This is a genomic window from Tistlia consotensis USBA 355 (genome assembly GCF_900177295.1).
GTDB classification, from domain to species: domain Bacteria; phylum Pseudomonadota; class Alphaproteobacteria; order Kiloniellales; family DSM-21159; genus Tistlia; species Tistlia consotensis.
The window spans coordinates 42,228-66,206 of record NZ_FWZX01000031.1 but is presented as its reverse complement, the minus strand read 5'-3'; the positions used below and the strand labels follow the sequence as shown (position 1 = coordinate 66,206).

Here is a 23,979-nt window from a genome sequence, read left to right as displayed (position 1 = left end):
GAAGAGTTAGGCCCTGCCGCGCGCGCCCGCAAGCGGCACATTGATCAGCGCCACGCCGGCGACCGCCGCGGCGAGGCCGAGCCCGACGACCGGCGGCACGGTCTCGCCGAGCAGCCAGGTGCCGAGCAGCACGCCGACGCCGGCCCTCAGATAGCTCTGGCTGGCGACGCCCAGCGACCCGAGGGTGCGGATCAGCCGGAAATAGATCAGCAGCGCGACCCCGGTGCAGGGCACCGCGAGCAGGCCGAGCGCCGCGAGGGCGGTGACCGAGGGCGCCAGGCTCCAGGGGCGCTCGAGGGCCAGGCTCGCCGGCACCAGGAAGGCGGCGGCCCAGAGCATGGTGCCGGTCGCCGCGGCCGTCGCCGGCAGGCCGGCGAAGCGGCGGCCGTGGATGGCCGCGCCGGCATAGAGCACCGCCCCGGCGAGAACGGCGAGCTGGCCGGCAACCGCACGGCCGAGCCCCGCCAGCACGTCCGGGCCGACGATCAGGACGACGCCGACGAGGCCGAGCCCGGCGCCGAGCAGGCGCCACCAGCCGCCGCGCGCGCCGGCTCCCAGGCAGCCGAAGAGGAACACGAAGACCGGCGAGGTCGAGTTCAGGACGCTGGCGAGGCCGCTCTCGACCTGCTGCTCGCCCCAGGCGAGGACCGTCCAGGCGCCGATGCTGTTCAGGAAGGCCTGCAGCAGCAGCCGGCCCCAGACCCCGGCGCCGCGCGGCAGTCGCTCGCCACGCCAGGCCATGACCGTCGACAGGAACAGGCCGGCGATCGTGACCCGTGCGGCGATGAGGGTCAGCGGCGGCACCTCGGCGACCGCGATCCTGATGAACAGGTAGGAGGAGCCCCAGAGCAGCGCCAGCAGCCCCAGCAGCAGCATCTCGGTGCCGAGCCGTCCGGTCGGGTTGCCCATCGACGATCCAAGGGTCCGGTGAAGGGACCCGTCATCTAGGGCAGCGTCGCCGTCGGATGTTTCGCCTGCCGCCGAAGCCTCGCGCGCGGGCCCGGCCGGGGAGCGCCCGGCCCGGCTACTTGCAGGCCTTCTGCATGGCGTCGTAGGCCGCGGTGAAGCCGCGCAGCGAGAAGGTGTCGGTGGTCAGGGTGTCGCGCGCGGAGAAGCCGCGCACGGTCATGTTGAGCCCGTTGACCATGGCGCTGATCAGCTTCTTGTCGAGCTCGCCGTTGGAGCGCGGCAGCCAAGCGTACTCGTCCTTGGTGACCATCTCGAACTTGGTGTCGTCGTCGACGTCGACCTTGACCTTCTCGCCCGGCTTGTAGCTGTAGCCGGCCTGGATCGAGACCTCGTCGTGGGCGACCCGGCCGGGCCGCCGCGTCACCATCGCCACCACGGTGCCACGGCGGGTGTAGTTGCCCTCGGACTTGAGCGGCTTGCTGGCGACGAAGCAGACCTTGCCGTCGCCTTCCTTGGCGACGTACGCGGACCAGGCCTGGAAATCGCCGACACGCTGCACGTCCTGGGCACGGGCCGTGCCTGCGGCCAGCAGCAGCACGCAGAGGAGAAACGGGATCGAGTAACGCATGGTCGGCATTATACGCGTCCTGGCGAGTCGGGTCAGAGGCGATGGGCAGGCGGCGAGCCCCGCACAGGTCTCGCCACGCAAATGTGACTGGCCTGTGGCAGACGCCGCAACCCCGGCCCGGGTTCCGCCGCGTCTGCCGCGCCCGAGCGGGCCCGACCGCGCCGGGTGATCCGATCGTCGCGCCGCTGCGTAGCAAGGCATGATGGACACCTCGACGGACCTGTTGTGCCGGGGCGGCGGAGAGGCGCGGCGGCCGGGTTGCGTTACGCTTGTCGGCTCCCGGCGAATGGGCTTCGATAGGTCCATGACCGATGCGCTGCTGCTCGACCCGCCGACGCAGGCCCTCTTGATCCAGGCGGTCGCGGAGCGGCGGGACAGGGAGGCCTTCGGCCAGCTGTTCCGCTATTTCGCGCCGCGCGTGAAGAGCTACCTGCTGCGCCTGGGCGCCGAGGACGGGCTGGCGGAGGAGATCGCCCAGGAGGCGATGGTGGCGGTCTGGCGCAAGGCGGCGAGCTTCGACCCCGCACAGGCGAGCGTCAGCACCTGGGTCTTCACCATCGCCCGCAACAAGCGGATCGACGGGCTGCGTCGGCTGCGCCGCCCGGAGCTCGATCCGGAAGATCCGGCGCTGCAGCCGGAAGCGCGGCCGGCGGCCGACCGCCTGCTCGACGCCTCGGAGCGCGAGGAGCGGCTGCGCCGGGCCCTCAACACGCTGCCCGAGGAGCAGGCCGAGGTGATCCGACTCGCCTTCTTCGAGGACAAGGCCCATGCGGCGATCGCGAGCGAGACCGATCTGCCGCTCGGCACGGTGAAATCGCGCTTGCGACTGGCCTTGACGCGTCTGCGCCGGGCCCTAGCTGCGGACGGTATGGATCAGGCTTGAGAAGAATGACGTCCCATTGCGCGCCTGACGAGATGCTCCTGGCCTATGCGGCCGGCTGGCTCGACGAGCCTCTGTCGCTGGTCGTCGAGAGCCAGGCCGCGCTGAACCCGGAGAGCCGGAAGCGCCTGGCCGCCTACGAGGCGATCGGCGGCGTCCTGCTCGACGAGCTGCCGCCGGCGCCGCTCTGCCGCGAGGCCATTGACCGGACCCTGCCGCGCCTGGACCAGGCCGCCGAGCAGGCGGTGCCGCACCGGCCGGCCGGCACCGCCCCCTGCGGCTGCGGCAGCCGGCCGCGGGACGGCCTGCCCCTGCCCGCCTCGCTGCGCCGCCTGGTCGGCAGCGACCTCGCCGCCCTGCCCTGGAAATGGCGCATGCCGGGCCTTTCCGAGGTCGTCCTCCAGGTCGGCGGCGGGCAGCGCGTCTCGCTGGTCCGCATCGCGCCGGGGCGCCGCGCCCCGCGCCACTCCCATCGCGGCCACGAGATCGCCCTGGTGCTGGCCGGCGCCTTCCAGGACGGCACGGAAACCTACGGCGCCGGCGACCTGCAGATCTCCGACGGCACGGTCGACCACGAGCCGCGGGCGATCGGCGACCGGCCCTGCATCTGCCTGACCGTGCTCGACGCCGCGGTGCGCCTGACCGGCCCCTTCGGCCGCCTGCTCAACCCCTTCATTCGCGGCTGAGACGCCGCCGCTCGCGGGCGGTCAGTCGGCGCGCCGACGGCTGCGGATGATCTGCGGGCCGTGGACGTGGGCGGGGCGCGGCTCCGGCTTCGCCAGCGAGCCGGTCGCGCGGCGGTCGAAGCGGCCGCGCGCCAGCAGGCGATCGTACATCACGATGGCGCCGGCCGTGCCGACGTTGATGCAGAACTTCATCGGGATCTTCACGACCTTGTCGCAGCGCGCCAGCATCTTCGGCGACAGGCTGCCCTTCTCGGGCCCCAGCACATAGGCCGCCGCCGGCGGATGCCAGAAGCTCGGCAGCTCCTCGGCCCCGTCGGTCAGCTCGACGCCGACCAGCTGGCAGCGCCGCGGCAGGGTCAGCTCGCCGACGCTGTCGAAGCGGTAGACCGGCAGGTGGTCGGGCGCGTCCGAGGTGTCGGCGTGGCGCATCGAGCGCTCGCTGATGTCGGCCGCGACGGTGAAGAAGAAGCTGGCGCCGAAGGCATGGGCCGACCTCAGCAGATTGCCGAGGTTCATCGCCTTGCTGATGCCTTCGACGCCGATTCCGAAATAGCCGCGCATGCGAGGCTTCTTGCACCAGCGCGGCCCCTTGGGCAAGGTGCCGCTCCCGCCTCCCGCTGCATCGAGACGCCCCTTGCACCCGCATTCCGCCGACCCGTCGCCGACGCGCCCCGACACCGGGGCCTCGGCCAATCCCGTGCTCGTCGAGGTGACGCGCGGCTCGATGGTCGAGAGCCGCCACCGCGGCACCTTCGCCGTCTGCGACAACGAGGGCCACGTCGTCCTGCAGGCCGGCGACATCGAGCGCCTGGTCTATCCGCGCTCGGCGATCAAGCCGCTGCAGGCCCTGGCGCTGGTCGAGAGCGGCGCCGCCGACGCCTTCGGCTGCACGCCGGCGGAGATCTCGCTGGCCTGCGCCAGCCACGACGGCGAGCCGCTGCACAGCGAGGCGGTCAAGGCCTGGCTCGGCCGCATCGGGCTCGCCCCGGCCGATCTCGAGTGCGGCAGCCACCTGCCCTACAACGAGGAGGCCGCCCACGCCCTGATCCGCGCCGACAAGGCGCCGGGCCCGGAGCACAACAACTGCTCGGGCAAGCACAGCGGCTTCCTCAGCGTCGCCAAGCGGCTCGGCGTGCCGATCGCCGGCTATATCGAGTTCGGCCATCCGGTGCAGCAGATGCTGCTCGGCATCCTCGAGTCGATGAGCGGGCTCGCCCTGATCGAGGCGCCGCGCGGCATCGACGGCTGCGGCATCCCGCAGTACGGCACGCCGCTCGGCAACCTGGCCCTCGCCATGGCGCGCTTCGCCGACCCGGCCGACCAGCCGGAACGGCGCCAGGCCGCCTGCCGGCGGGTGCGCGAGGCGATCGTCGCCGAGCCGGCGATGATCGCCGGCGAACGCCGCTTCTGCACCAGGATGATCCGCGCGACCGGCGGCCGGGCGATCGTCAAGACCGGCGCCGAGGGCGTCTACTGCGCGGCGATCCCCGAGCTCGGCCTCGGCGTCGCCCTCAAGATCGACGACGGCGCGGGCCGCGCCGCCGAGGTCACGATGGGCCAGCTGCTGCGCCGGCTCGGCATCGTCGACGAGACCCTGGCGGAGCAGCTGCGGCCGATCCTGCGGCCGACGCTCCACAACCGGGTCGGCCGCGCCGTCGGCGAGATCCGCCCCGTACAGGACTTCCCGAGCTGATGAAAGCAATGCTCTGCCGGGCCCACGGCGGGCCCGAGACGCTGACTCTCGGCGAATTGCCCGACCCGGCGCCGGGCCCCGGCCAGGTGCTGGTGCGGGTCGCCGCGGCCGGCGTCAACTTCGCCGACGTCCTGATGGTCGAGGGCAAGTACCAAGAGAAGCCGGCCTTCCCCTTCGCCCCGGGCCTCGAGGTCGCGGGCACGGTCGAGGCGGTCGGCGGGGGCGTGACACGCGTCGAGGCCGGGCAGCGCGTGCTCGCCCTGGTCGGCACCGGCGGCTTCGCCGAGCTGGCCCTGGCTGCCGAAAGCGACGTCTTCGTCCTGCTCGAGACCATGGACTTCGAGACCGCCGCCGGCTTCCCGATCACCTACGGCACGGCGCACGGCGCCCTGACCTGGCGCGCCGACCTGCAGCCCGGCGAGACCCTGGCGGTCCACGGCGCCGCCGGCGGCGTCGGCCTGGCGACGGTGGAGGTCGGCAAGGCGCTCGGTGCCCGCGTCATCGCCTCGGCCGGCGGGCCGGAGAAGCTGGCGGTCGCGGCGGCCCACGGCGCCGACGAGACCATCGACTACCGGCAGGAGGACCTGCGCCAGCGGCTCAAGGCGCTGACCGGCGGGCGCGGCGTCGACGTCGTCTTCGATCCGGTCGGCGGCCCGGTGTTCGACGGCTCGCTGCGCAGCCTCGCCTGGGGCGGCCGCCTGGTCGTCATCGGCTTCGCCGGCGGCGAGGTGCCGCAGGCGCCGGCCAACCTGCTGCTGGTCAAGAACATCGGCGTGCTCGGCTTCTACTGGGGCTCCTACCGCAAGCACGCCCCGGACCTCCTGATCGAGCAGTTCGCCGAGCTCTTCGCCTGGTACCGCGACGGCAAGCTGCAGCCCCTGGTCTCCCAGGTGCTGCCGCTGGCCGAGGCGGCCCGGGCCCTGATGCTGCTCAAGAACCGGCAGGCGACCGGCAAGGTGGTGGTGGCGATCCGATGACCCCGATGTCCGACGGCCGCTCCCGCAGCGAGGCGCTGGCCGCCCAGTACGAGGCCTATCCCTATCCCGAGCGCGATCCCGCCGACGAGGCGAAGCGCCTGATCACCGGGTCGCCGAGCCGGCTCGCCGAGATCGACCACTACCTCTACGGCGGCGCGCGCGACTGGTCCCGGCCGTTCCGCGTGCTGGTCGCCGGCGGCGGCACCGGCGACGCCACGGTGATGCTGGCCCAGCAGCTGGCCGAGGTCGCCGTCGAGGCCGAGATCGTCTACCTCGACCGCAGCGCCGCGGCGCGGGCCATCGCCGAGGCGCGGGTCGCCGCGCGCGGCCTGACCGGCGTGCGCTTCGTCACCGGCTCGCTGCTCGAGGTCGCCGGGCTGGCGCCCGGGCCCTTCGACTACGTCGACTGCTGCGGCGTGCTGCACCACCTGGACGACCCGGCGGCCGGCCTGGCGGCGCTGACCGGCGTGCTGGCCGAGGACGGCGGCCTCGGCATCATGGTCTACGCGCCCTACGGCCGCAGCGGCGTCTACGAGCTGCAGGCGGCGCTGCGCCAGCTCGGCCGCGACCTGCCGCTCGACCGGCGCCTGGCCCTGGCGCGCCGCCTGCTCGCCGGCCTGCCGACGACCAACCGCTTCGCCGCCAACCGGCTGATCGGCGACCACCGGCGCGGCGACGCCGAGCTGGTCGACCTGCTGCTCAACCCGGTCGACCGCGCCTTCAGCGTGCCCGAGCTCGCCGGGCTGGTCGCCGGCGCCGGCCTGACCATCGCCAGCTTCGTCGAGCCGGTCCGCTACGAGCCGCGGCTCTATCTCGCCGACCCCGCCCTGCGCGCGCGCTGCGACGGCCTGCCGCCGATCGAGCAGGCGGCCCTCGCCGAGCGCCTGGCCGGCAACATGAAGACCCATGTCGCCTACCTGGCGCGACGCCCCGGCACGGTCGCGCGGCTCGACGGCCCCGACTGGGTGCCGCAGCTGATCGAGATCGACGCCAGGACGCTGGCCGCCTCGCTGGAGCGCAAGGGCGCGATCTCCGGCACGGTCGACGGCCTCGACATCACCCTGCCGGTGCCGCCGCTCGCCGCCGCCGTCGCCGGCGAGATCGACGACCGGCGCACCCTCGGCGAGATCGTCGCCGACCTGCGCCGCCGGCGCCCCGAGCTCGCGGAGGCGTCGCTGGTCCAGGCCGCCCAGGCCCTGCTGGCCACGCTCGGCGGGCTCAACAAGCTGCTGCTGCGCCGCGCCTGACACGAACGAACGGCCGCCCCGGAGCGATCCGAAGCGGCCGCGACCGAGGCGCGAGCCGGCCGCCCGGTCAGGTGGTCCGGTCGTTGACGAAGCGGTCGATCTCGCGGTTCAGGCTGCCCGAGTGCTCGGACAGGTCGCGGGCCACCTTGCGCACGCTGTCGGCGGCCTGCCCGGTCTCGCGCGCCGCGCCGAGCACCACGCCGATGTTGCTCGAGACCTCCTTGGTGACCGCGCTCTGCTCCTCGGTCGCCGAGGCGACCTGGACGACGATGTCACGCAGCTCGACGATCATCTCGCCGATGCGGCGCAGGGCCGCCACCGAGCCCTTGGCGGCCTCCTGGACCACCGAGATCTTCTCGTTGATCGAGCCGGTCGCCTTGGCGGTCTGGGTGGCGAGGTTCTTGACCTCGGAGGCGACCACGGCGAAGCCCTTGCCGGCCTCGCCGGCGCGCGCCGCCTCGATCGTCGCGTTCAGCGCCAGCAGGTTGGTCTGCTCGGCGATCTCCTGGATCAGCGTCACGACCTCGCCGATCTCCGTCGCGTGCCGCTCCAGGGCCTGGACCAGCTTGTTGCTCTGCTCAGCCTCTTCGGTCGCCGCCTCGGTCGAGCGCGAGGCATGGGCCATGCGGGTCGCGATCTCCGAGATCGAGGCCTCCAGCTCCTCCGCCGAGGCCGAGACCGCGCTGGACAGCTCCTCGGCCTTGCCGGCGGTCTCCGCCATCGAGATGGCGGAGCGCTCCATCTCGGAGGCCGTGCCGTCCATGGTCCCGACCAGCTTCGACACGCTGTCGGCCATGCGGATGCGGTCGGAGACGATCGACCAGGACAGCATCGGCCCGAGATAGCCGCCGTCCCGCCCGACGATCGCCGAGACCTGCAGGTGCAGATGCTCGGGGCCGACGGAGATCCGGGCGTTGTGCGGCAGGTTCCGCGGATCGGCGAGCAGCTTGCGCTGATGCGCCGGATGCTTGTGGAATACGTCGATCGAGCTGCCGAGCAGCGCCTCGGCCTCGATCGGCAGGTGCGCCTCGATCCGCTTCAGGGTCTCCAGGCTGGTCCGGTTGACATAGTTGATCCGGAAGTCCTCGGGATCGCAGGTCATGACGTTGATCGGCATGTTGTCGAGCATCTGCAGCAGACGGTCGGTCTCCTGCTCCTTGGCGACCTCCGCCGTCACCACCCGCCAGGCCAGCAGGACGTGGCCGCCGCCGCTGCCGCCGTCGCGCAGCCCGCGGATCTCCAGGTCGAGAGTCTCGCCGCCGAGCGAGATGCGCGCCTTGTGCGGCAGGTTGGCGGGATCGGACAGCAGGCGCCGCTGATGCGCCGGGTTCTTGTGGAAGACATCGATCGAGGTGCCGACGATCTCTTTCGGCTTGATGTCCAGGACATGGCCGATGCTTTCGAGCAGCTCGAGCGAGCGCTTGTTGGCGTAGTCGATGCGGAACGTGCGAAGATCGCAGGTCATGACGGCCAGCGGCAGGTCCTCGACCATCGCGGCGAAACTCGGCAGCCGAGACGACGGCCGATTCAGGCTCTTGGCGAACATTTCCACCCCCACGTCGGTTCGGTTCGACACTTGGTTTTTGTAGCTGGACGCTGGGGTATTTCTGGCCGGATTGGTTAACGGGTCCTGAATTCAAGAAATAGATTTCTCAAAGAAATCTATTCGCCGAGCTCCAGATCAATAATCTGGAGGTGCATTGGAGAATATTTCTCTCGCCCCTGATGTAGAGCCGCCGCTCCCTGCGAGTGCCGCAGACGGGCCGGCACGGCGCGAGACCGGCCCCGGAGCCCGGACGCGAAAAGGGCCGGACGGTCGCCCGCCCGGCCCTTTCCGGTCCCGCTGCTGCCCGGAGGGCGCCGTCTCAGGCGGCGTCGCGGTCCAGGCCGATGTCGCGCAGCACACGCCGGTCGAGACCGGCGAGCGAGCGCAGGGCGACCTCGCGGCTGTTCTCGGCGGCGTCGCCGCGGCCGAACAGGGCGAGGACGCGGCGGCCGAGATCGCGGCCGCTCAGTCCCGGCATCGTGCTGTCGGCCGTGAAGCTGTCGCTGGCCATCTGCTGTCTCCTCGCGTGGGGTCCGGGAGGAGGTGTCCTCCCGGCGTTGCTCTCAGGAGCGGCAGATGGCGGGCTCCGCACCTCTTCGCAAATGCAGCAAACGCAGGGGAGCAGGGCGTGCCCCGCATGGTTTATGCTTTGCTGTCAACCACTTGTCGCGATTCGACCAGGAAGCGTCGCAGGCGGTCCATGGCCGTCGAGAGGCGCTCCGGCGAGGAGGCGAAGCAGAGCCGGAGATAGCCCTCGCCGCCCCGGCCGAAGGCCGAGCCGGGCGCCAGGCCGACCTTGGCCTCGTCGAGCAGGCGGAAGCAGAAGTCCAGGCTGTCGTCCAGGCCTTCGAGCCGGAAGAAGCTGTAGAAGGCCGCCTGCGGCCGGGCCAGCGTGACGCCGGGCAGCGCGGAGAGTCCCTGGAAGACGATCTCGCCGCCGGTCCGGCAGCGCTCGACCAGCCCGGCGACGAAGTCCTCGCCCTGGGTGATCGCGGCCAGGCAGCCGGCCTGCAGGAAGGCCGGCGCGCCGGAGGTCGTGTATTCGATCAGCTTGCCGAAGGTCTCGCCGAGTGACGGCGGATGCAGCAGCCAGCCCATGCGCCAGCCGGTCATCGCCCAGGCCTTCGAGAAGGAATGCACGCAGATCAGCGCGTCCTCGGGGCCGGCGTGCTGGGCGAAGCTCGGCGCGTGGGGCCGGTCGTAGGTGAAGCGGTGGTAGACCTCGTCGGCGATCACCCAGATGCCGCGGCCGCGGCACAGCTCCAGCAGCGCCGCCTGCTCCTCGGCCTCCATCATCCAGCCGGTCGGGTTGCTCGGGCTGGCGACGAAGACCGCCCGGGTGCTCGGGTCGAGCGCCGCCGCCAGCCGCTCCAGGTCGAGGCGGAAGCCGCCGTCGGGCCGGGCGTCGAGCGGCACCTGGACGACCGTGGCGCCGGCCATCTCGACCGCCGCCATGATGTTCGGCCAGACCGGGCTGACCACCGCGACCTTCTCGCCCGGTGTCAGGATCGCCTGCAGCACGTGGACGATGCCGGTCATGCCCGAGGAGGTGACGGTGACCCGCTCCGGATCGGCCGCGATACCGTAGAGGCCGGCGGTGTAGTCGGCGATCGCCTGGCGCAGCTCCGGCAGGCCGCGCTTGTAGGTGTAGAAGGTCTGGCCGTCGCGCAGCGCCTTCTCGGTCGCCTCGCAGATGAAGCCCGGCGTCGGCAGGTCGCCCTCGCCGACCCACAGGCCGATCACGTCGGGCCGGCCGATGCCGCGGTCGAAGACCTGCTGGATGCCCGAGGTCTCCAGCTCGTCGACGGCCGGGCGGATCGGGGCGGGATAGGCCATGGGGGCACTCCGGGAGTTCGAGGGTCCCGGCCTGTCTGCCACGGCCTGCGGCGCGCCGACAAGCGCCGGCGCCGCAGGCCGGGTCCGCGGCCGGGTCCGCAGCCCGCGGGCAGGCGCGCATCTGGACTGTGCGCCGGGCGTTTTCCGGCACCGCCGACGGGTGGTAGCCTGCTGCTCGTGGGCAGGCCGGGGACGACCGCACCGCGGTCGTCCCCGGCCTCCCGACCCCGCCTTCACAAGCCCGGCATCGGGCTTATGTAAGGACCCATCACGACGCCGGCGGTGTTGTCAGGGCACCGCCGCGTTTTCCGTGAGCGGATCGCAGCAAGAGCGTCACAGAAGAACAAGGAGTACCGTCATGGCGATTGAGCTTCCCAAGCTGCCCTATGCCCAGGATGCGCTGGCCCCGGCCATTTCCGGCAACACGATGAGCTTCCACTACGGCAAGCATCATCAGGCCTACGTCAACAAGACCAACGAGCTGACCCAGGGCACCGAGCTCGAGGGCAAGAGCATCGAGGAGATCGTCAAGGCCGCCTACGCCGGCAAGAACCAGGGCCTGATCAACCAGTCGGCCCAGGTCTGGAACCACACCTTCTTCTGGCACTCGATGCGGCCGAACGGCGGCGGCAAGCCGACCGGCAAGGTCGCCGAGGCGATCGAGAAGTCCTTCGGCGGCTACGACGGCTTCGCCGACAAGTTCAAAGCCTCGGGCGCCGGCAACTTCGGCTCGGGCTGGACCTGGCTGGCCGCCAAGGCCGACGGCGGCCTGGAGATCGTCAACACCGGCAACGCCGACACCCTGCTGGTCCGCGACGTCAAGCCGCTGATCGTCATCGACGTCTGGGAGCACGCCTACTACCTGGACTACCAGAACCTGCGGCCGAAGTTCATCGAGGCCTACCTCGAGAAGCTGGTCAACTGGGACTTCGCCAACCAGAATCTCGACTGAGCCGCCCGATTCGGGCGACGGGATCCGGGGGGAGCGGCCGCGGCCGCTCCCCCCTTTTACTTTCTCTAAGGCGAAGGCCGCCTATGCTACGCCCGCCACGCGCGTCGGGCCGGGCCCGGCCCGACTGTTCCTCCCGACAGTTCCCAGGGTGAGCGAGACCGCCTTGAGCGCCGCACCGGCTACACGGACCCAGACGACCGCCGAGATCGTGCCCTTCCAGCTGCGCCCGGCGCCGGGCCAGTGGCATCCCCACATCCGGGCGCTCTACGGCTACTGGCAGTCCAAGCTGCCGGCCCCGGACGCCGCCGGATGCCGCCTGCCGGGGCGCCAGCACCTCGACCCGGTCGAGATCCCGACGCTGCTGCCCTGGCTCTGGCTGATCGACGTCCAGCGCGAACCGCCGCGCTTCCGCTTCCGGCTGTTCGGCACCAAGCACTACGAGCAGATGCACTGCGACCCGACCGGACGCTGGTGCGACGAGGCCTTTCCCAGCTTCGTCAGCCAGCCGACCTATCCCGACTACCTGAAGGTCGGCCTCGACGGCCTGGTCAGCTACCGCAAGGGCCCGCCGGCCTACCACGTCGATTCCGAGTGCCGGCTGCTCGAGCGGATCATGCTGCCGCTCGCCCGCGACGGCCGAACGGTCGACATGATCCTCGCCCTGACCCTCTACTTCCGCGCCGACCAGGCACTCTACTGACGGCGCCCGGCTGCAGGCTCTGGCGTAACATGCCCGGGTCTGTGAAAAGCATCCTCTTCGCGCGGACCGGCCGATGCCGGCGCCGCGCCCGGAGGTCGGATCGCGGAAGGAAGGCATGACCGGAAGGCCGGACAATCTGCAGGACCAGTTCAGCCGCGAGGCCCTGTCGCCGTCCTACCTGCAGGCGGCCTACGACTTCTGGTGCGAGGCGCGCGGCTCCGACGCCCTGGCGCCGGTCGAGGCGCTCGATCCGACCCGTCTGCCGCTCGCCTGCCTGCCCTATCTCGGCGTCGTCGAGGTCGAGCCGGATCCGCTGCGCTTCCGCAGCCGGCTCACCGGAACGCGGGTCGTCGAGGCGCTCGGAGTCGATCACACCGGCTGCTACCTCGACGAGATCCCGGGAATGGCGCCGCAGATCGCCCGCATCGAATGGGGCGTGCGCGAGCGGCGGCCCTATCTCGCGGAGTCCGCGGTGACCTTCGCGCCCCACGATTTCCGGCGCTACCGCACCCTGACCCTGTCGTTCGGCGGCGAAGCCGGCGACGTCCGGCGCCTGCTGTTCGTCTTCGCCTTCCTGCCGCCGCCCGGCGAGCAACGGGCCTGACTCCTCACCCTGCCCGCCGTCGCCTCGATTCCGGACACCGCCCGCCCAGGCGCAGCGTGCCGCCGCTCGCCGGCGCCCGTCCGGGAGCCTCGCCTCTGGACTGACTCCGCGCGGCCTGCGACCCTTGCGTGCGGCAGGAGCGGAGACCAGATGTCCCAGGGGCGACCATGACCGAAAGGCCGGACCGGCTGCAGGACGGCTTCGACCCGGCGGCCCTGACGCCGCCCTACCTCAAGGCGGTCTACGACTACTGGAACGCGGCCCGCGGCGCGGCGGCGATGCCGCCGGTCGAGGCGATCGATCCGCTGCGCCTGCCCCGCGACTCCCTGCCCCATCTCGGGCTCGTCGAGGTCGAGGCCGAGCCGCTGCGCTTCCTGACGCGCCTGCAGGGCACCAGCGTCGTCGAGGCGCTCGGCATCGACCACACGGGCCGCTACTACGACGAGATTCCGGGGATGGACGCGCAGATCGCCCGCCTCGAATGGTGCGCCCGCGAGCGGCGGCCCTACATGACGGAAGGCACGGCGAGCTTCGCGCCGAAGGACTTCCAGCACTACCGCCTGCTGGGGCTGCCGTTCGGCGACGCCGCCGGCGGCGTCCGGCGCATCCTCTTCGTCTCGGCCTTCCTGGTACCGCCGAGGAACGCCTGGGGGCCCTGAGCGCCGCCTATCCCAGGTTCAGCTCGCGGAAGAAGTCGTTGCCCTTGTCGTCGACGACGATGAAGGCCGGGAAGTCGACGACCTCGATGCGCCAGATCGCCTCCATGCCGAGCTCGGGGTACTCGACGACCTCGACCTTCTTGATGCAGTCCTGGGCGAGGCGCGCGGCCGGGCCGCCGATCGAGCCGAGATAGAAGCCGCCGTGCGCCGCGCAGGCGTCCGTCACCTGCTTGCTGCGGTTGCCCTTGGCCAGCATGACCAGCGAGCCGCCGGCCGCCTGAAACTGCTCGACGAAGGAATCCATCCGCCCCGCCGTGGTCGGCCCGAAGGAGCCGGAGGCGTAACCCTCCGGCGTCTTGGCCGGGCCGGCGTAATAGATCGGATGGTTCTTGAAATAGTCGGGCAGCGGCTCGCCGGCCTCGAGGCGGGCGCGCAGCTTGGCGTGGGCGAGGTCACGCGCCACGATCATCGGCCCGCTCAGCGACAGCCGCGTGCGCACCGGATGCCGGGTCAGCTCGGCCAGGATCTCCGGCATCGGCCGGGTCAGGTCGATCTTCACGACGTCGCCGCCGAGATGCGCGTCCTCGACCTCGGGCAGGAAGCGCGCCGGATTGTGCTCGAGCTGCTCGAGGAACACGCCGTCGCGGGTGATCTTGCCGAGCGCCTGGCGGTCGGCCGAGCAGCTGACGCCGATGCCGATCGGCAGACTGGCGCCGTGGCGCGGCAGGCGGATCACCCGGACGTCGTGGCAGAAGTACTTGCCGCCGAACTGCGCGCCGATGCCGAGGTGGTGCGAGATCGCGTGGATCTTGGCCTCCATCTCCAGGTCGCGGAAGGCGTGTCCGGCCTCCGAGCCCTCGGTCGGCAGGCCGTCGAGATAGCGGCAGCTGGCCAGCTTGACGGTCTTGAGGTTGAGCTCGGCGCTGGTGCCGCCGATCACCACGGCCAGGTGGTAGGGCGGGCAGGCCGCCGTGCCCAGGCTCTTCATCTTCTCCTCGATGAAGGGGATCAGCCGGTCCGGCGTCAGCACCGAGGGCGTCGCCTGGAACAGGAAGGTCTTGTTGGCCGAGCCGCCGCCCTTGGCGACGAAGAGGAACTTGTAGGCCTCCTCGCCCTCGGCATAGAGCTCGATCTGCGCCGGCAGGTTGGTGCGCGTGTTCCTTTCCTCGAACATCGAGAGCGGCGCCAGCTGGCTGTAGCGCAGGTTGCGCTTGGCGTAGGCGTCCAGCACGCCCTGCCCCAGCGCCGCCTCGTCGCTGCCCCCGCGGCCCTTCGTCCAGACCCGCCGGCCCTTCTTGCCCATGACGATCGCCGTGCCGGTGTCCTGGCACATCGGCAGCACGCCGCCGGCCGAGATGTTGGCGTTCTTCAGCAGGTCGAAGGCGACGAAGCGGTCGTTCGGCGAGGCCTCGGGGTCGTCGAGGATGTTCCTGAGCTGCTGCAGGTGGCCGGGCCTGAGATAGTGGTTGATGTCCATGAAGGCCTGCTCGGAGAGCAGCCGAAGCGCCTCGGGCTCGACCGTCAGCACCTCCTCGCCGGCGAAGTCGGCGGTCGCGACCAGCGCCTCGCCGCCCTCGAGCCTGCGATAGGGCGTCGCGTCCCCGGCCAGCGGAAAGAGCCCCTCGTAGCGCCCCTGCCCTTCCCCAATCGACGCGGCGTCGGCCATGACAGCAATCCCTTCCGAAGCGAATTGTCTCGTTGCGCCGCAGGACATGCCGAGCGCGCGCGCCGAGGTCAAGCGGTGCGACGCCGCGGCGGCTCAGTCGCCGGCCGTCTTGCCGGGATCGGCCGTGGCGGTCTCGGGCGGCGGATGGCCGACCGGGCCGACGTGGTAGTTGTGGCACAGGAGGCAGCTCTCGCCGGCCGCAGCCGCGCTGTGGCACTCGGCACAGGTCGCGCGCTCGATCGGCCGGAAGTCCGGGCCCCCGGCCGCCGCCGGCGCGGCCGAGGCTTCGACGCCGCGGCCGAGACGATGGCAGGTCAGGCAGCCTTCGCTACGCGCGCGGCCGCTCAGGCGGTCGAAGTGCGGCTGGTGCCGGAAGCGGGTGAAATCCTGCCGCCCCGGCTCCGGCCGGCGGGCTCGCCAGTCGGGCACGAGGCTGCCGTCGGCCTGACGGACGAGACGATGACATTCGGCGCAGCGGCCCGGCGCGTCCTTCGCCGTCAGCAGGCTCAGCAGGTCCTCGCCGCCGGCCGCCGCGGCCGGCGCGCCGCGGCTGGCCCCGGCGACCTCGATCCACTGCTTCAGGAAGGGGTCGGCATGGTCGCCCGGGCGGTAGGACAGCGCGAAGTAGTCGCCGTACCAGCCGCCGAGCGCGCTCCAGCGTTCGGGGTCGGGCTGCGGCAGCTCGGCGGTCACCGGCGGCGTCGCGGGAGCGGCGGCGGTCGTCTCCTGCGGCTCCGTCGACCCGCCGGGCGCCGCCAGCAGGTCGCCCTCGCCCGATTCGCCGCCGCTCAGCAGGCCCCCGCCGTCCGCCTGGTCGCCGCCCGAGAGGTCGCCGCCCTCGGAGCCGCTCCCGGCCAGCAGGTCGTTCGTCGCGGGCTCGCTGCCGCTCAGGAGGTCGCCGCCCGCCGGCGCGCCGCCCGAGAGCAGGCCGCCGTCGCCCCCGGCGTCGCCGCCGCCGTCGTTGCCGAGCAGGTCGGTGGAGCCGGCCGCATCGGGCGCCGGAGCGGCCGTCTGCTCCGCCGCCGGCGTCGCGGTCTCGGCCTCCGGCATCGGCACCGGCAGCCCGGCACGGTGGCGGGCGACCTCCTGCGCCAGGTCCGGGAACCAGGTCCTGGCCGCGCTGCGCACCGTCGCCAAGGGCAGGCCGCCGGCCAGGGCACGCAGCCGTGTCCCGTCGATCGGGACGCCGAGTGCCGTCTCGAGCCTCGGTCGCAGCGACCCGGGGCCTTCGGCGACGAGATCGAAGAGCAGCGCCTTGGTCGCCCAGGCGACGGCGACGACCGCGTCGATCTCGCTCTGGCCGGCCTGGCGCAGGTCCAGGGGATCGAGGCGCCGGAAGGTCGCGAGCGCGTCCCGAAGAGCGGGATCGCCGGCCAGCAGCAGCGCCATGAAGGGCGCCAGAGGCCGGTCGGAGAGCGCGGGCCAGCCGCCGATGGCCGCGCCGCGCGCGCGCAGCGTCTCCAGGTCGAGGCCCGGCACGACGAAGAGCGAGACGCCGGTCGAGCCCGCGGCGGCCGTGCCGCGCACGTCGCCGGCATGGCAGGCGGCGCAGCCTGTCTCGAAGCCGACGGTCAGCATCTGCCCGCCGCCGGCGTCGAGGCGATGGCAGTCGGCGCACTGCGCCGGGCGGTGCGCCGCGTCGCTCTTCGGGAAATGCCGCTCCATGTGCGAGACGTGGTCGAAGAGGATGCCGGTCGGCCGGACAGGCGGATAGCCCTCGAACTCGGGATGGCCCGCATTGAAGCCGGCGAACTTGACGGCGTGACAGGTCTGGCACTGCAGGTCGCCCATCGCCTCGAGGTCGCCGGCCAGGCCGCGATGCTCGCGGTGGCAGGTCGCACAGGGCAGGGCCGCGTCGCCCTCGCCGCCGGGCGCCCCGGACAGACGGCCGGCGAGCCGCAGGCCGACCTGGACGAGGCCGCCGCCGGTAATAATCACCGGCGGATGGCCGGCCGCCTGGCTCGGCGCCTCCGGATGCAGCCGTGCCGACGGCAGGCCGTGCGCGGCGAAGGGCTCGCTGCCGGACCGGTGGCAGGTCAGGCAGCGTCGGCTGTCGCTGGCCGGGTCGTCGGCCTCCGGCGTGCCGACCAGGGCGGCGTGCAGCCAGCCGACCGGCCCGGCAGCGGCGCTCGCGTGACAGGTCCCGCAGTCCCCGATGCTGGCATGGGAGCGGCTGAGCTCCCCGGGTGACAGCCAACGCAGCCCGGCCGGGCTGCCCAGCAGCAGGGCCAGCAGGCCGACGGCGAAGACGGCGGCCCAGCGTGCCGCCCGGCCGCGCCGCGCGCGCAGGCTCGGCACCGGCGTGCAGGGCAGCGGCCGATGGGTGCAGCCACCGTCCGGCAAGGGCCCTTCGGCACAGCTGCCGCCCGCCGACTCCGGCCGGGTGCAGAGATAGCGCCCGCCCTCGAGGCGCGGGTGGCACTCCGCCTCGGCACGGCAGCGGCCGCGGTGGTCCGGCCCGGCGCGGCAGGGGCGGCCGTCGGCGGCACGGCCGCAGACCCATCTCCGGTTCGGCCGCTCGTAGCCGCTGCTCCGGAAATCGAAGGACTGCAGCTCTCGGCTCACGGCCGGCCCGCCCCGAATGCATAGGCCAGGACGACGTGGAGCGGCACCATGACCAGGGTCGCGTAGGTCAGGGGCACGTGCAGGAACAGCCAGCCCTTGAGCAGCCCCTGCCAGGTCTCCTGGAAGTCCAGGTTGTCCTTGGCGACGATGCGCGCCTCGATCTCGTCCAGCACCGCCCGGTCGCCCGGCCCGAGATAGCGCTTCAGGGCCTCGATCTCCCGGCAGAGATGGCGCAGCGGCCGCTTCGAGCGCACGAGGTGGTACCAGCGATGGCGCGGGCGCGCGAAATAGCGCTTCAGGACGTTGACGTGGTAGCCGGCCAGGGTCCCCGAGGAAGTCTCCTCGACCGCCCGGGTCACCAGCTCCTCGACCTCGTCCGCGAGGCGGCGGCGCAACTGCGGAATCCGCTCGTGGATCACGCGCTCGCCGTGCCAGGTCAGGGCGGCCGGGGCCAGGCGGCTCAGGGCCAGGCCGAAGATGCCGGTGACGAGAAGCCCGAGCACCAGGCCCCAGAGCAGGATCTCCAAGGGGCCGTCGGGCAGCCCCCATCCGCCGTGCAGGAAGAACAGCAGCGCCGTGACCAGGCCGAGATAGAGGTGCAGCTGCAGCCAGGAAGCCGAATCGCCGAGCGGCAGCACGGGCAGCTTCTTGCGCAGATTGTAGGCGCCCAGCACGACGAGGGCAGCGACCAGCAGCCAGCCGGTCAGGCGGCCGCTGTCCTGCATCGTGAGGCCGCGCAGCTCCACGACGGTCCAGAGCAGGGCCATCGCCAGCAGGCCGGCGAGCCCGTTGCGCAGCCGTCGCGTGGCGAAGCGGCTCATCGGCTCACCCAGGCGGCCAGATGCCGGGGATCGTGCATGTCCATGCGCACCAGCGCGTCGTGCGGACAGGCACGCTGACAGGCCGGGCCGCCGAGCTGGTCGAAGCAGAGATCGCACTTCGTCGCCTTGACGATCGGCTGCCGGCTGGCCTCGTCGACGATGAAGGCGCCCTCGGCATCGCGGATCTCGACCATCGTGATGTTGTCGTAGGGACAGGACTGCGCACAGGTGGCGCAACCGATGCAGGTGGCGTCGTCGATGATCACCGGCCCGGTGGGGCTCCGGTGGATCGCACCGGTCGGGCAGCCGATCAGGCAGACCGGGTCGGCGCAGTGCATGCAGGCATTGGTGACCTGCAGGGCCTCGTGTATCGGGCCGTGCCTCTTGAAGCGCGGATTGCTGCGGTGGGTCGCGGCGCAGGCCCTGACGCAATCGTCGCAGCCGGTGCAGCGATCGGTGTCGATCAGCATCGTCGCGGTCCCGTTCACCGTGCGCTGGTCGACCAGGAAGTCGAGCAGCGCCTGGTCGATGCCGACATCGGAGGCGTGGGCCAGCTCCGGCAGCGCGGGCCGCTCCGGCGCGGCCTCGACGGCGTCGAGCAGCTCGGCCGGCAGACCCGGCAGGACCAGGCGCTCGACCATCTCGGTCGGCACGCGCAGCACGTCGACGTAGCCGACCGCGCGCAGGCTGCGGCGGAAGACCAGCGGCGCGCCCTGGCGGACGTGGGCGACGATCTCCCCCAGGCCGAAGACGTCGTTCTCGGTTGCGTAGCTGACGGTGCGATGGCCGGCGTCCAGCTGCTCGCTGATGCGACAGAAGCCCGAGCGCAGCATGATCAGGCCGTCCAGGTAGTGCCCCTCCTGGGCGATGACCTCCTCGATCGCGGTCACCGCGCCGGCCTCCCGCCCCTTGACCTGGCGGAAGTCCCGGTACCACTCGGCCGCGCCGTGGTTCTCGAAGATCGTATGCTGGGCGATCTCGCTCAGCGCCGTCTCGTCGAGGTGCCGGAACAGGGGCGATTCGCGCAGGTGCTGGATCAGCGCCCGCGCGCGATAGAGGCCGTCGACATGGTCGCGGAAGGCGGTCGATCGCTGGCGGATGTCGCGCAGTCCCTGCCAGCGCAGCTCGACCGCCTCGGTCGGCGTCTCCGCGAAGACCGTCGCGGTGCGCGGCTGCCGGGCGATCGCCGCGATCTCGCCGAAGCAGTCCCCGTCGCCCAGGGCCACGGTCTCGTGCCGCCGGCAGAACGCGGCGACGTCGCGCAGGAAGGTCCTGGCCGCCTCGGCCTCGCCCCGCAGGCCGAGCGTTGCGCCGCGCCGGGAGTAGCCCGCCGGGTCGCGCACCTCGGGCTGCTCCGGATTGGTCCAGAGCTGGCGCAGCGCCTGGAAGAGCCCGTGCCGGCGCAGGCGGGTGCCGCGGCCGAGCTCCGCGTCGCTGGTCCCGTCGGTCACCACCCGCACGCGTCCGGAGAGGATCACGAAGAGCGAGCTGCCGTAGTCGCCCTCGCGCACGATCACGTCTCCGGCCGCATAGCACACCAGCCGGCCGTCGTTGCGCAGGATGTCCGCGAGCAGCAGCGGCGCGCGGAACTGTGCCGGATCGACCATCCGGAACAGCGGCTGGGCGAGCAGCCGCTCCACCTCCGCGTCGGTCAGGCCGTCCCCGAAGGGGCGGTCCCAGCGCCGGGGCCGGGCTATGGCGGGGGCATCGTTCATCCGCTGCCGGCTACTTCTCCGGAGTCCCCTTCCACTGGCTTTCGGGCGGCAGGGCGCGGTCGATGCCGCCGAAGCCGCCGCCGTCGTACTTGTTGACCAGTGCCTGGGTCGCCTTGCCGATCGCGTCGGCGGCGGCGTCCAGCTGGGCCTTGTTGTTGAGCTTCAGGGCGGCGCCGTCGGCCGCCTTCACGATGCTCGCCATCTCCGGCACGCCGCCGCCGATCAGCTGCGTCGCCTGACGGAAGCGCTTGCGGGCGATGTCGGCCCGCTTCGCCATGGTGATCGCGTAGGTCGCCTTCTCGGTGGCCGCGCCGACCGCGCGCAGGGCGGTCTCCAGCTCCACCGCCATGCCGACGACGAACATCTTGCGGCGCTGGTTCAGATCGGCCGGCGGATTGCTCTTGCCCTTGTTGTACCAGACGTTGTGCCGGACCTCGCCCTGGGACCAGGCGACCAGCTCGAAGGCGCTGCCGGCGGTATGGCCTCCGAGATTGACCAGCTTCTCCTGCGGCACGACGTGGCAGCTGTAGCAGTTCTTCGCCCAGCGATACATCATGTAGGGGCGGATCATGCCGCCCGCCTCGGACTTGCGCCAGCGCTCGGCGATCTCCGCCTTGGTCTCCTCGCCCTCCTTCTTGCCGGAGAACTTGGAGTGGACCTTGAGGTAGTCGCGCCCGGCGCCGTGGCAGGACTCGCAGGAGATGCCGGCGATCGGCTCGCGCTCACCGTCCTTGATCTGCGTCGTGAAATGGCAGTCGAGGCAGAGGCTGCCCTCCTTGATCCGGCGCAGGCCCATCTTCTGGGCGATCTCGATGCCCTTCTTGCTCTGGGGCATCTCCCGGAAGGTCGCGAAGTGGTGGGTGTGCCGCCAGATCGCCGCGGTGTCCTTGTGACACTCGGCGCACTCGCCCGGCCCGACGACCTTGGCCGGATCGCGCTCGACCTGGGCCTGCGCCGCGGCCGGCGCCAGCAGGCTGCCGGTCAGCAGGGCCGCCGCCACCAGCAGCAACGGCGTCCCGACTGCCGTCCGGAACCACCGGATCGAGTTCTGCTTGCTCCGCTTGGACATCCTGGGAGACTCCCTTTCCCTGTCGTCGCGCTCGCCGACGTCGCGCTTGCTCGTTGAATCCACAGCCGCTTCAGGCATCGAGGACGATCCGCCCCTTGGGCACGGCGACACAGCTCAGGCACGAGCCGCGTTCCGGCGGCGAGCCCGGCCGGCTCAGGTAGTCGACCTCGCCTTCGCGCAACGCCGTCGAACAGGTGCCGCAGCTGCCCGCACGGCAGCCGAACTCGATCGCGACGCCGTTGGCCTCGGCGAGGTCGAGCAGCGAGCCGACCTCCGCTGTCCAGCGCGCGGTCTTGCCGGACCGCGCGAAGACGACCTCGACCTCGGTCACGGACTCGGCCGACGCCGCCGGCCGCGCCCGCTTGACCGTCGCCGGACCGAAGGCCTCGAAATGGATCGCGCTCTCGGGAATGCCCCATTCCGCCAGGTCGGCGGTGACGCTGCTCATCATCGGCGGCGGGCCGCAGAGGTAGAAGTCGTAGTTCGCGGCGCCCAGCCGCTCGCGCATCATCGCGACCGAGATGTGCCCGGCCCGGTCGTAGTCCTCGCCGAGCCGGTCCTGCGCGCGCGGCTCGCTGTAGCAGACGACGAGGTGGACGTTCGGAGCCCCGGCCGCGATCCGCCTCAGGTGCTCCTTCATGACATGCTCGCCGCCGTGGCGCGCGCCGTAGAAGAACCAGACCTCCCGCTCGCTGCCGCTGTCGTGGATGCTGTTCAGCATCGACAGCAGGGGCGTCAGGCCGATGCCGCCGCCGATCAGCACGATCGGCGTCTCCCGGGTCCGGTCCAGGCAGAAGCCGCCGCTCGGCGCCTGGACCTCGACGATGTCCCCGACCTGCAGGCTGTCGTGAAAGAAGTCCGAGCAGAGGCCCGGCGGCGCCTCCGGCTCGTTGGGCGGCGGCGGCACGCGCTTGATCGTGATGCGGTAGACCTCCCGCCGGCTCGGCGCCTCCGACAGCGAATAGCAGCGCACCACCGGCTTGGCCTGGTTCGGAATGCGCAGGCGGAAGGTCAGGTGCTGGCCCGGCTCGAAGGGCGGCAGCGGCATGCGGTCGTGCGGGCGGAGATAGAAGGAGCAGATGCCCTCGGCCTCCATGACCTTGTCGACGATCTCGAACTTGCGGAAGCCGGTCCAGGACAGTTCGGCGGTCTCGCGCCGGGCCTCGGCGGCACTCAGCAGCGCCTGGGAGCGGCGCCGGAACAGCGCCTCCTCGGCCCTGTCGTGCCGCGCCCGTTCGACCTGCCGGCGCAGCATGCCGAACAGGCCGAACGCGACCTCGAGCAGCGCCCCTCCCACGATGGCGTAGCCGGCGATCTCCAGCACTGCGACCATGCCGCCTTCCTCTCGGGTCCGATGCACCACCGCTCGGCCGGGCGCGATCCCTCGGCAACTCCCACGCGCCGCTCGTCCGGCAGCCGGCACTAGAACTGCGTCACGAACTCCGTCCGGGCGCCGAAGCCCGGAATTCCGTCCTCCTTCGCGGAGACGAAGCCGTCGACGCGCACGACGAAGCGATCGCCGATCGCCTGCTGGAAGCGGCTTCCGAGGGCGGCCTCGCTCGGCGAGGAGCTGTCGGTGCCCAGCCGGCCGCCGAGCTCGAAGATCAGCTGGGTGCGCTCGTCGTTGAAGAACAGCTGGTAGCCCAGCGCGCCGCCGACGACGTGGCCGGCACGGTTGTTCAGCGGCGCGTCGTAGCGGCCGAGCCCGACGTTGGCGAAGAGCAGGCCCGCCTGTCCGAGCGGCCCGCCCACCGTTTCGCCGCGCGATGCCGAGGTGAAGTCGTCGATGCCCAGGAAGCCGTTCGCGTAGAGCACGTTGTCGGTATGGCTCGGTGTCATGTTCAGCTCGGCGAACAGCAGCGTGCCGGTGCTGACCTTTTCCGACTCCTGGTCGAGCGCCCAGGACTGGTTGATCCGGAAGGAGCTGTCGATCGTCTTGCCGAACAGCGTCAGGCGCTGGGTCGAGGCGGCACCGAGGTTGAGGCCGTCGGCATCGCTGGCGACGTAGGCGGCGTCCAGCTGCACGGTGCTGCTGCCGACGTCGCTCTCGGCGAAGAGCCCGAAGAGCTGCGCCTTGTCGTCCTCCCGGTTGTCCTCCCGGTTCACGTCGCCCCAGCCCCAGAGGGCCGTGACGCGCGTGTCCACCGAAAGGCCCGGCACGATGATGGTCTCCCGGGTCAGGGCCAGGGCATCGGTCGTGTCGTTGATCATGATGCCCTCCTGGAAGAACAGGGGCTGACGGCCGACCGAGAAGCCGAGGTCGAAGACGCCGCTCTGGCGGGCGTCGAGGTCGGGAAAGATCTCGGCGATCTCGCCCTCGAAGAAGAGCGTGGTGAGGCGGAGGTTCAGCGCGTTGTCGAAGCCGCTGCCAGAAGGCGACTCGAAGGCATAGCCGCTGAACCTGCCGTCGTGGCGCAGCGGCGAGACCCCGATCAGCACCCGCTCGGTGCCGGAGAGCTGCAGGTTGCCGAAGAGGTCGAGGCGGTTCGTCCACTCCGCCGTCGCGTCGCTGCTGCCGGAGCCGTCCCGATCGAAATAGTCGAGCGCCGTGCGATAGCTGCCGAAGACCCAGAAGGCCGGGTTCCAGACGGCGCCGGTCGGCAGCTCGAAGCCTTCCGGCAGGTTGCCGGCCCCGAGGAAGGCGGGGCCGATCTCGATCAGCGGCGCCGTGCGCGGCGGCAGCTCTTCCTCCGTCGCCATCGGAATCGGCGTGTCCGACAGCGCGGGCCCGGCTGCCAGCGCCGGCTGCAGGGCGGCCAGCGGCATCAGGCCGGCCAGGACCAGCAGGACAGCGCCCCTCCGGCCCGGCGCCCACCACGGCTCGGG

Annotated in this window: 22 protein-coding genes; 9 read left to right on the top strand and 13 right to left on the bottom strand. The window is 71.8% G+C overall.

The window, feature by feature from the left end:
• Positions 1–6: 6 nt before the first annotated feature.
• Positions 7–909 carry a DMT family transporter gene (locus B9O00_RS26375; RefSeq protein WP_085125711.1) on the bottom strand — a complete coding sequence of 301 codons (903 nt, stop codon included), beginning with the start codon at positions 907–909 and terminating at the stop codon, positions 7–9.
• Between the two features lie 115 nt (positions 910–1,024).
• On the bottom strand, positions 1,025–1,546 hold the full coding sequence (locus B9O00_RS26370) for an invasion associated locus B family protein (protein WP_085125710.1): 522 nt from the start codon (positions 1,544–1,546) through the stop codon (positions 1,025–1,027).
• A gap of 190 nt (positions 1,547–1,736) precedes the next feature.
• Here B9O00_RS26370 and B9O00_RS26365 point away from each other — a divergent pair, with 190 nt between their 5' ends.
• Positions 1,737–2,420, top strand: coding sequence for a sigma-70 family RNA polymerase sigma factor (locus B9O00_RS26365; protein WP_322111222.1), 684 nt, complete (start codon positions 1,737–1,739; stop codon positions 2,418–2,420).
• Positions 2,421–2,452: 32 nt separating this feature from the next.
• Complete coding sequence (locus tag B9O00_RS26360; protein ID WP_159460340.1) at positions 2,453–3,103, top strand: ChrR family anti-sigma-E factor; 651 nt, start codon at positions 2,453–2,455, stop codon at positions 3,101–3,103.
• 21 nt (positions 3,104–3,124) lie between these two features.
• Here B9O00_RS26360 and B9O00_RS26355 read toward each other — a convergent pair whose 3' ends face one another.
• Positions 3,125–3,664, bottom strand: coding sequence for an RNA methyltransferase (locus B9O00_RS26355; protein WP_085125707.1), 540 nt, complete (start codon positions 3,662–3,664; stop codon positions 3,125–3,127).
• A 73-nt stretch (positions 3,665–3,737) separates the two neighbouring features.
• Here B9O00_RS26355 and B9O00_RS26350 point away from each other — a divergent pair, with 73 nt between their 5' ends.
• From B9O00_RS26350 to B9O00_RS26340, 3 genes are read left to right on the top strand one after another with little or no spacing between them, the layout of a single operon-like run.
• A complete protein-coding gene (locus B9O00_RS26350; RefSeq protein WP_235017205.1) occupies positions 3,738–4,796 on the top strand; it encodes an asparaginase in 1,059 nt (352 codons plus the stop codon).
• A complete protein-coding gene (locus tag B9O00_RS26345; RefSeq protein WP_085125705.1) occupies positions 4,796–5,773 on the top strand; it encodes an NADPH:quinone oxidoreductase family protein in 978 nt (325 codons plus the stop codon). Before B9O00_RS26350 ends, B9O00_RS26345 begins: the two co-directional genes overlap by 1 nt.
• Entirely contained in the window at positions 5,770–7,020 is a 1,251-nt protein-coding gene (locus B9O00_RS26340) for a class I SAM-dependent methyltransferase (protein WP_085125704.1), read from the top strand. Before B9O00_RS26345 ends, B9O00_RS26340 begins: the two co-directional genes overlap by 4 nt.
• 67 nt (positions 7,021–7,087) lie before the next feature.
• Here B9O00_RS26340 and B9O00_RS26335 read toward each other — a convergent pair whose 3' ends face one another.
• The 3 genes from B9O00_RS26335 to B9O00_RS26325 form a co-directional block, all read right to left on the bottom strand.
• The gene (locus B9O00_RS26335; RefSeq protein WP_159460339.1) at positions 7,088–8,512 is read right to left on the bottom strand and encodes a methyl-accepting chemotaxis protein; all 1,425 of its coding nucleotides are present in this window, start codon (positions 8,510–8,512) and stop codon (positions 7,088–7,090) included.
• A gap of 373 nt (positions 8,513–8,885) precedes the next feature.
• Entirely contained in the window at positions 8,886–9,077 is a 192-nt protein-coding gene (locus B9O00_RS26330) for a hypothetical protein (RefSeq protein WP_085125702.1), read from the bottom strand.
• Positions 9,078–9,208: 131 nt separating this feature from the next.
• Positions 9,209–10,402: a pyridoxal phosphate-dependent aminotransferase gene (locus B9O00_RS26325; protein ID WP_085125701.1), complete on the bottom strand. Its 1,194-nt coding sequence runs from the start codon at positions 10,400–10,402 to the stop codon at positions 9,209–9,211.
• Positions 10,403–10,760: 358 nt separating this feature from the next.
• Between B9O00_RS26325 and B9O00_RS26320 the strand changes: the two genes are divergently transcribed.
• The 4 genes from B9O00_RS26320 (at position 10,761) to B9O00_RS26305 (ending at position 13,317) form a co-directional block, all read left to right on the top strand.
• Positions 10,761–11,354, top strand: coding sequence for a superoxide dismutase (locus B9O00_RS26320; RefSeq protein ID WP_085125700.1), 594 nt, complete (start codon positions 10,761–10,763; stop codon positions 11,352–11,354).
• Positions 11,355–11,517: 163 nt separating this feature from the next.
• Positions 11,518–12,054: a PAS domain-containing protein gene (locus B9O00_RS26315; RefSeq protein ID WP_085125699.1), complete on the top strand. Its 537-nt coding sequence runs from the start codon at positions 11,518–11,520 to the stop codon at positions 12,052–12,054.
• A 115-nt stretch (positions 12,055–12,169) separates the two neighbouring features.
• Positions 12,170–12,658 carry a PAS domain-containing protein gene (locus tag B9O00_RS26310; protein WP_143596351.1) on the top strand — a complete coding sequence of 163 codons (489 nt, stop codon included), beginning with the start codon at positions 12,170–12,172 and terminating at the stop codon, positions 12,656–12,658.
• Positions 12,659–12,825: 167 nt separating this feature from the next.
• Positions 12,826–13,317, top strand: coding sequence for a PAS domain-containing protein (locus B9O00_RS26305; protein ID WP_085125697.1), 492 nt, complete (start codon positions 12,826–12,828; stop codon positions 13,315–13,317).
• A 7-nt stretch (positions 13,318–13,324) separates the two neighbouring features.
• Here B9O00_RS26305 and B9O00_RS26300 read toward each other — a convergent pair whose 3' ends face one another.
• From B9O00_RS26300 to B9O00_RS26270, 7 genes are all read right to left on the bottom strand, one after another.
• The gene (locus B9O00_RS26300) at positions 13,325–14,983 is read right to left on the bottom strand and encodes a fumarate hydratase (protein WP_085125696.1); all 1,659 of its coding nucleotides are present in this window, start codon (positions 14,981–14,983) and stop codon (positions 13,325–13,327) included.
• 93 nt (positions 14,984–15,076) lie between these two features.
• Entirely contained in the window at positions 15,077–17,548 is a 2,472-nt protein-coding gene (locus tag B9O00_RS32715) for a hypothetical protein (RefSeq protein ID WP_089229816.1), read from the bottom strand.
• Entirely contained in the window at positions 17,545–18,369 is an 825-nt protein-coding gene (locus B9O00_RS26290) for a hypothetical protein (protein WP_085125694.1), read from the bottom strand. The genes B9O00_RS32715 and B9O00_RS26290 overlap by 4 nt, the downstream gene beginning before the upstream one ends.
• Positions 18,366–20,084 carry a cyclic nucleotide-binding domain-containing protein gene (locus tag B9O00_RS26285; RefSeq protein WP_085125693.1) on the bottom strand — a complete coding sequence of 573 codons (1,719 nt, stop codon included), beginning with the start codon at positions 20,082–20,084 and terminating at the stop codon, positions 18,366–18,368. Before B9O00_RS26285 ends, B9O00_RS26290 begins: the two co-directional genes overlap by 4 nt.
• 10 nt (positions 20,085–20,094) lie before the next feature.
• Positions 20,095–21,153: a cytochrome c family protein gene (locus tag B9O00_RS26280; RefSeq protein WP_143596350.1), complete on the bottom strand. Its 1,059-nt coding sequence runs from the start codon at positions 21,151–21,153 to the stop codon at positions 20,095–20,097.
• A gap of 70 nt (positions 21,154–21,223) precedes the next feature.
• The gene (locus B9O00_RS26275) at positions 21,224–22,486 is read right to left on the bottom strand and encodes a 2Fe-2S iron-sulfur cluster-binding protein (protein ID WP_085125692.1); all 1,263 of its coding nucleotides are present in this window, start codon (positions 22,484–22,486) and stop codon (positions 21,224–21,226) included.
• An 89-nt stretch (positions 22,487–22,575) separates the two neighbouring features.
• Complete coding sequence (locus tag B9O00_RS26270) at positions 22,576–23,919, bottom strand: hypothetical protein (RefSeq protein WP_085125691.1); 1,344 nt, start codon at positions 23,917–23,919, stop codon at positions 22,576–22,578.
• Between the last annotated feature and the right edge of the window lie 60 nt (positions 23,920–23,979).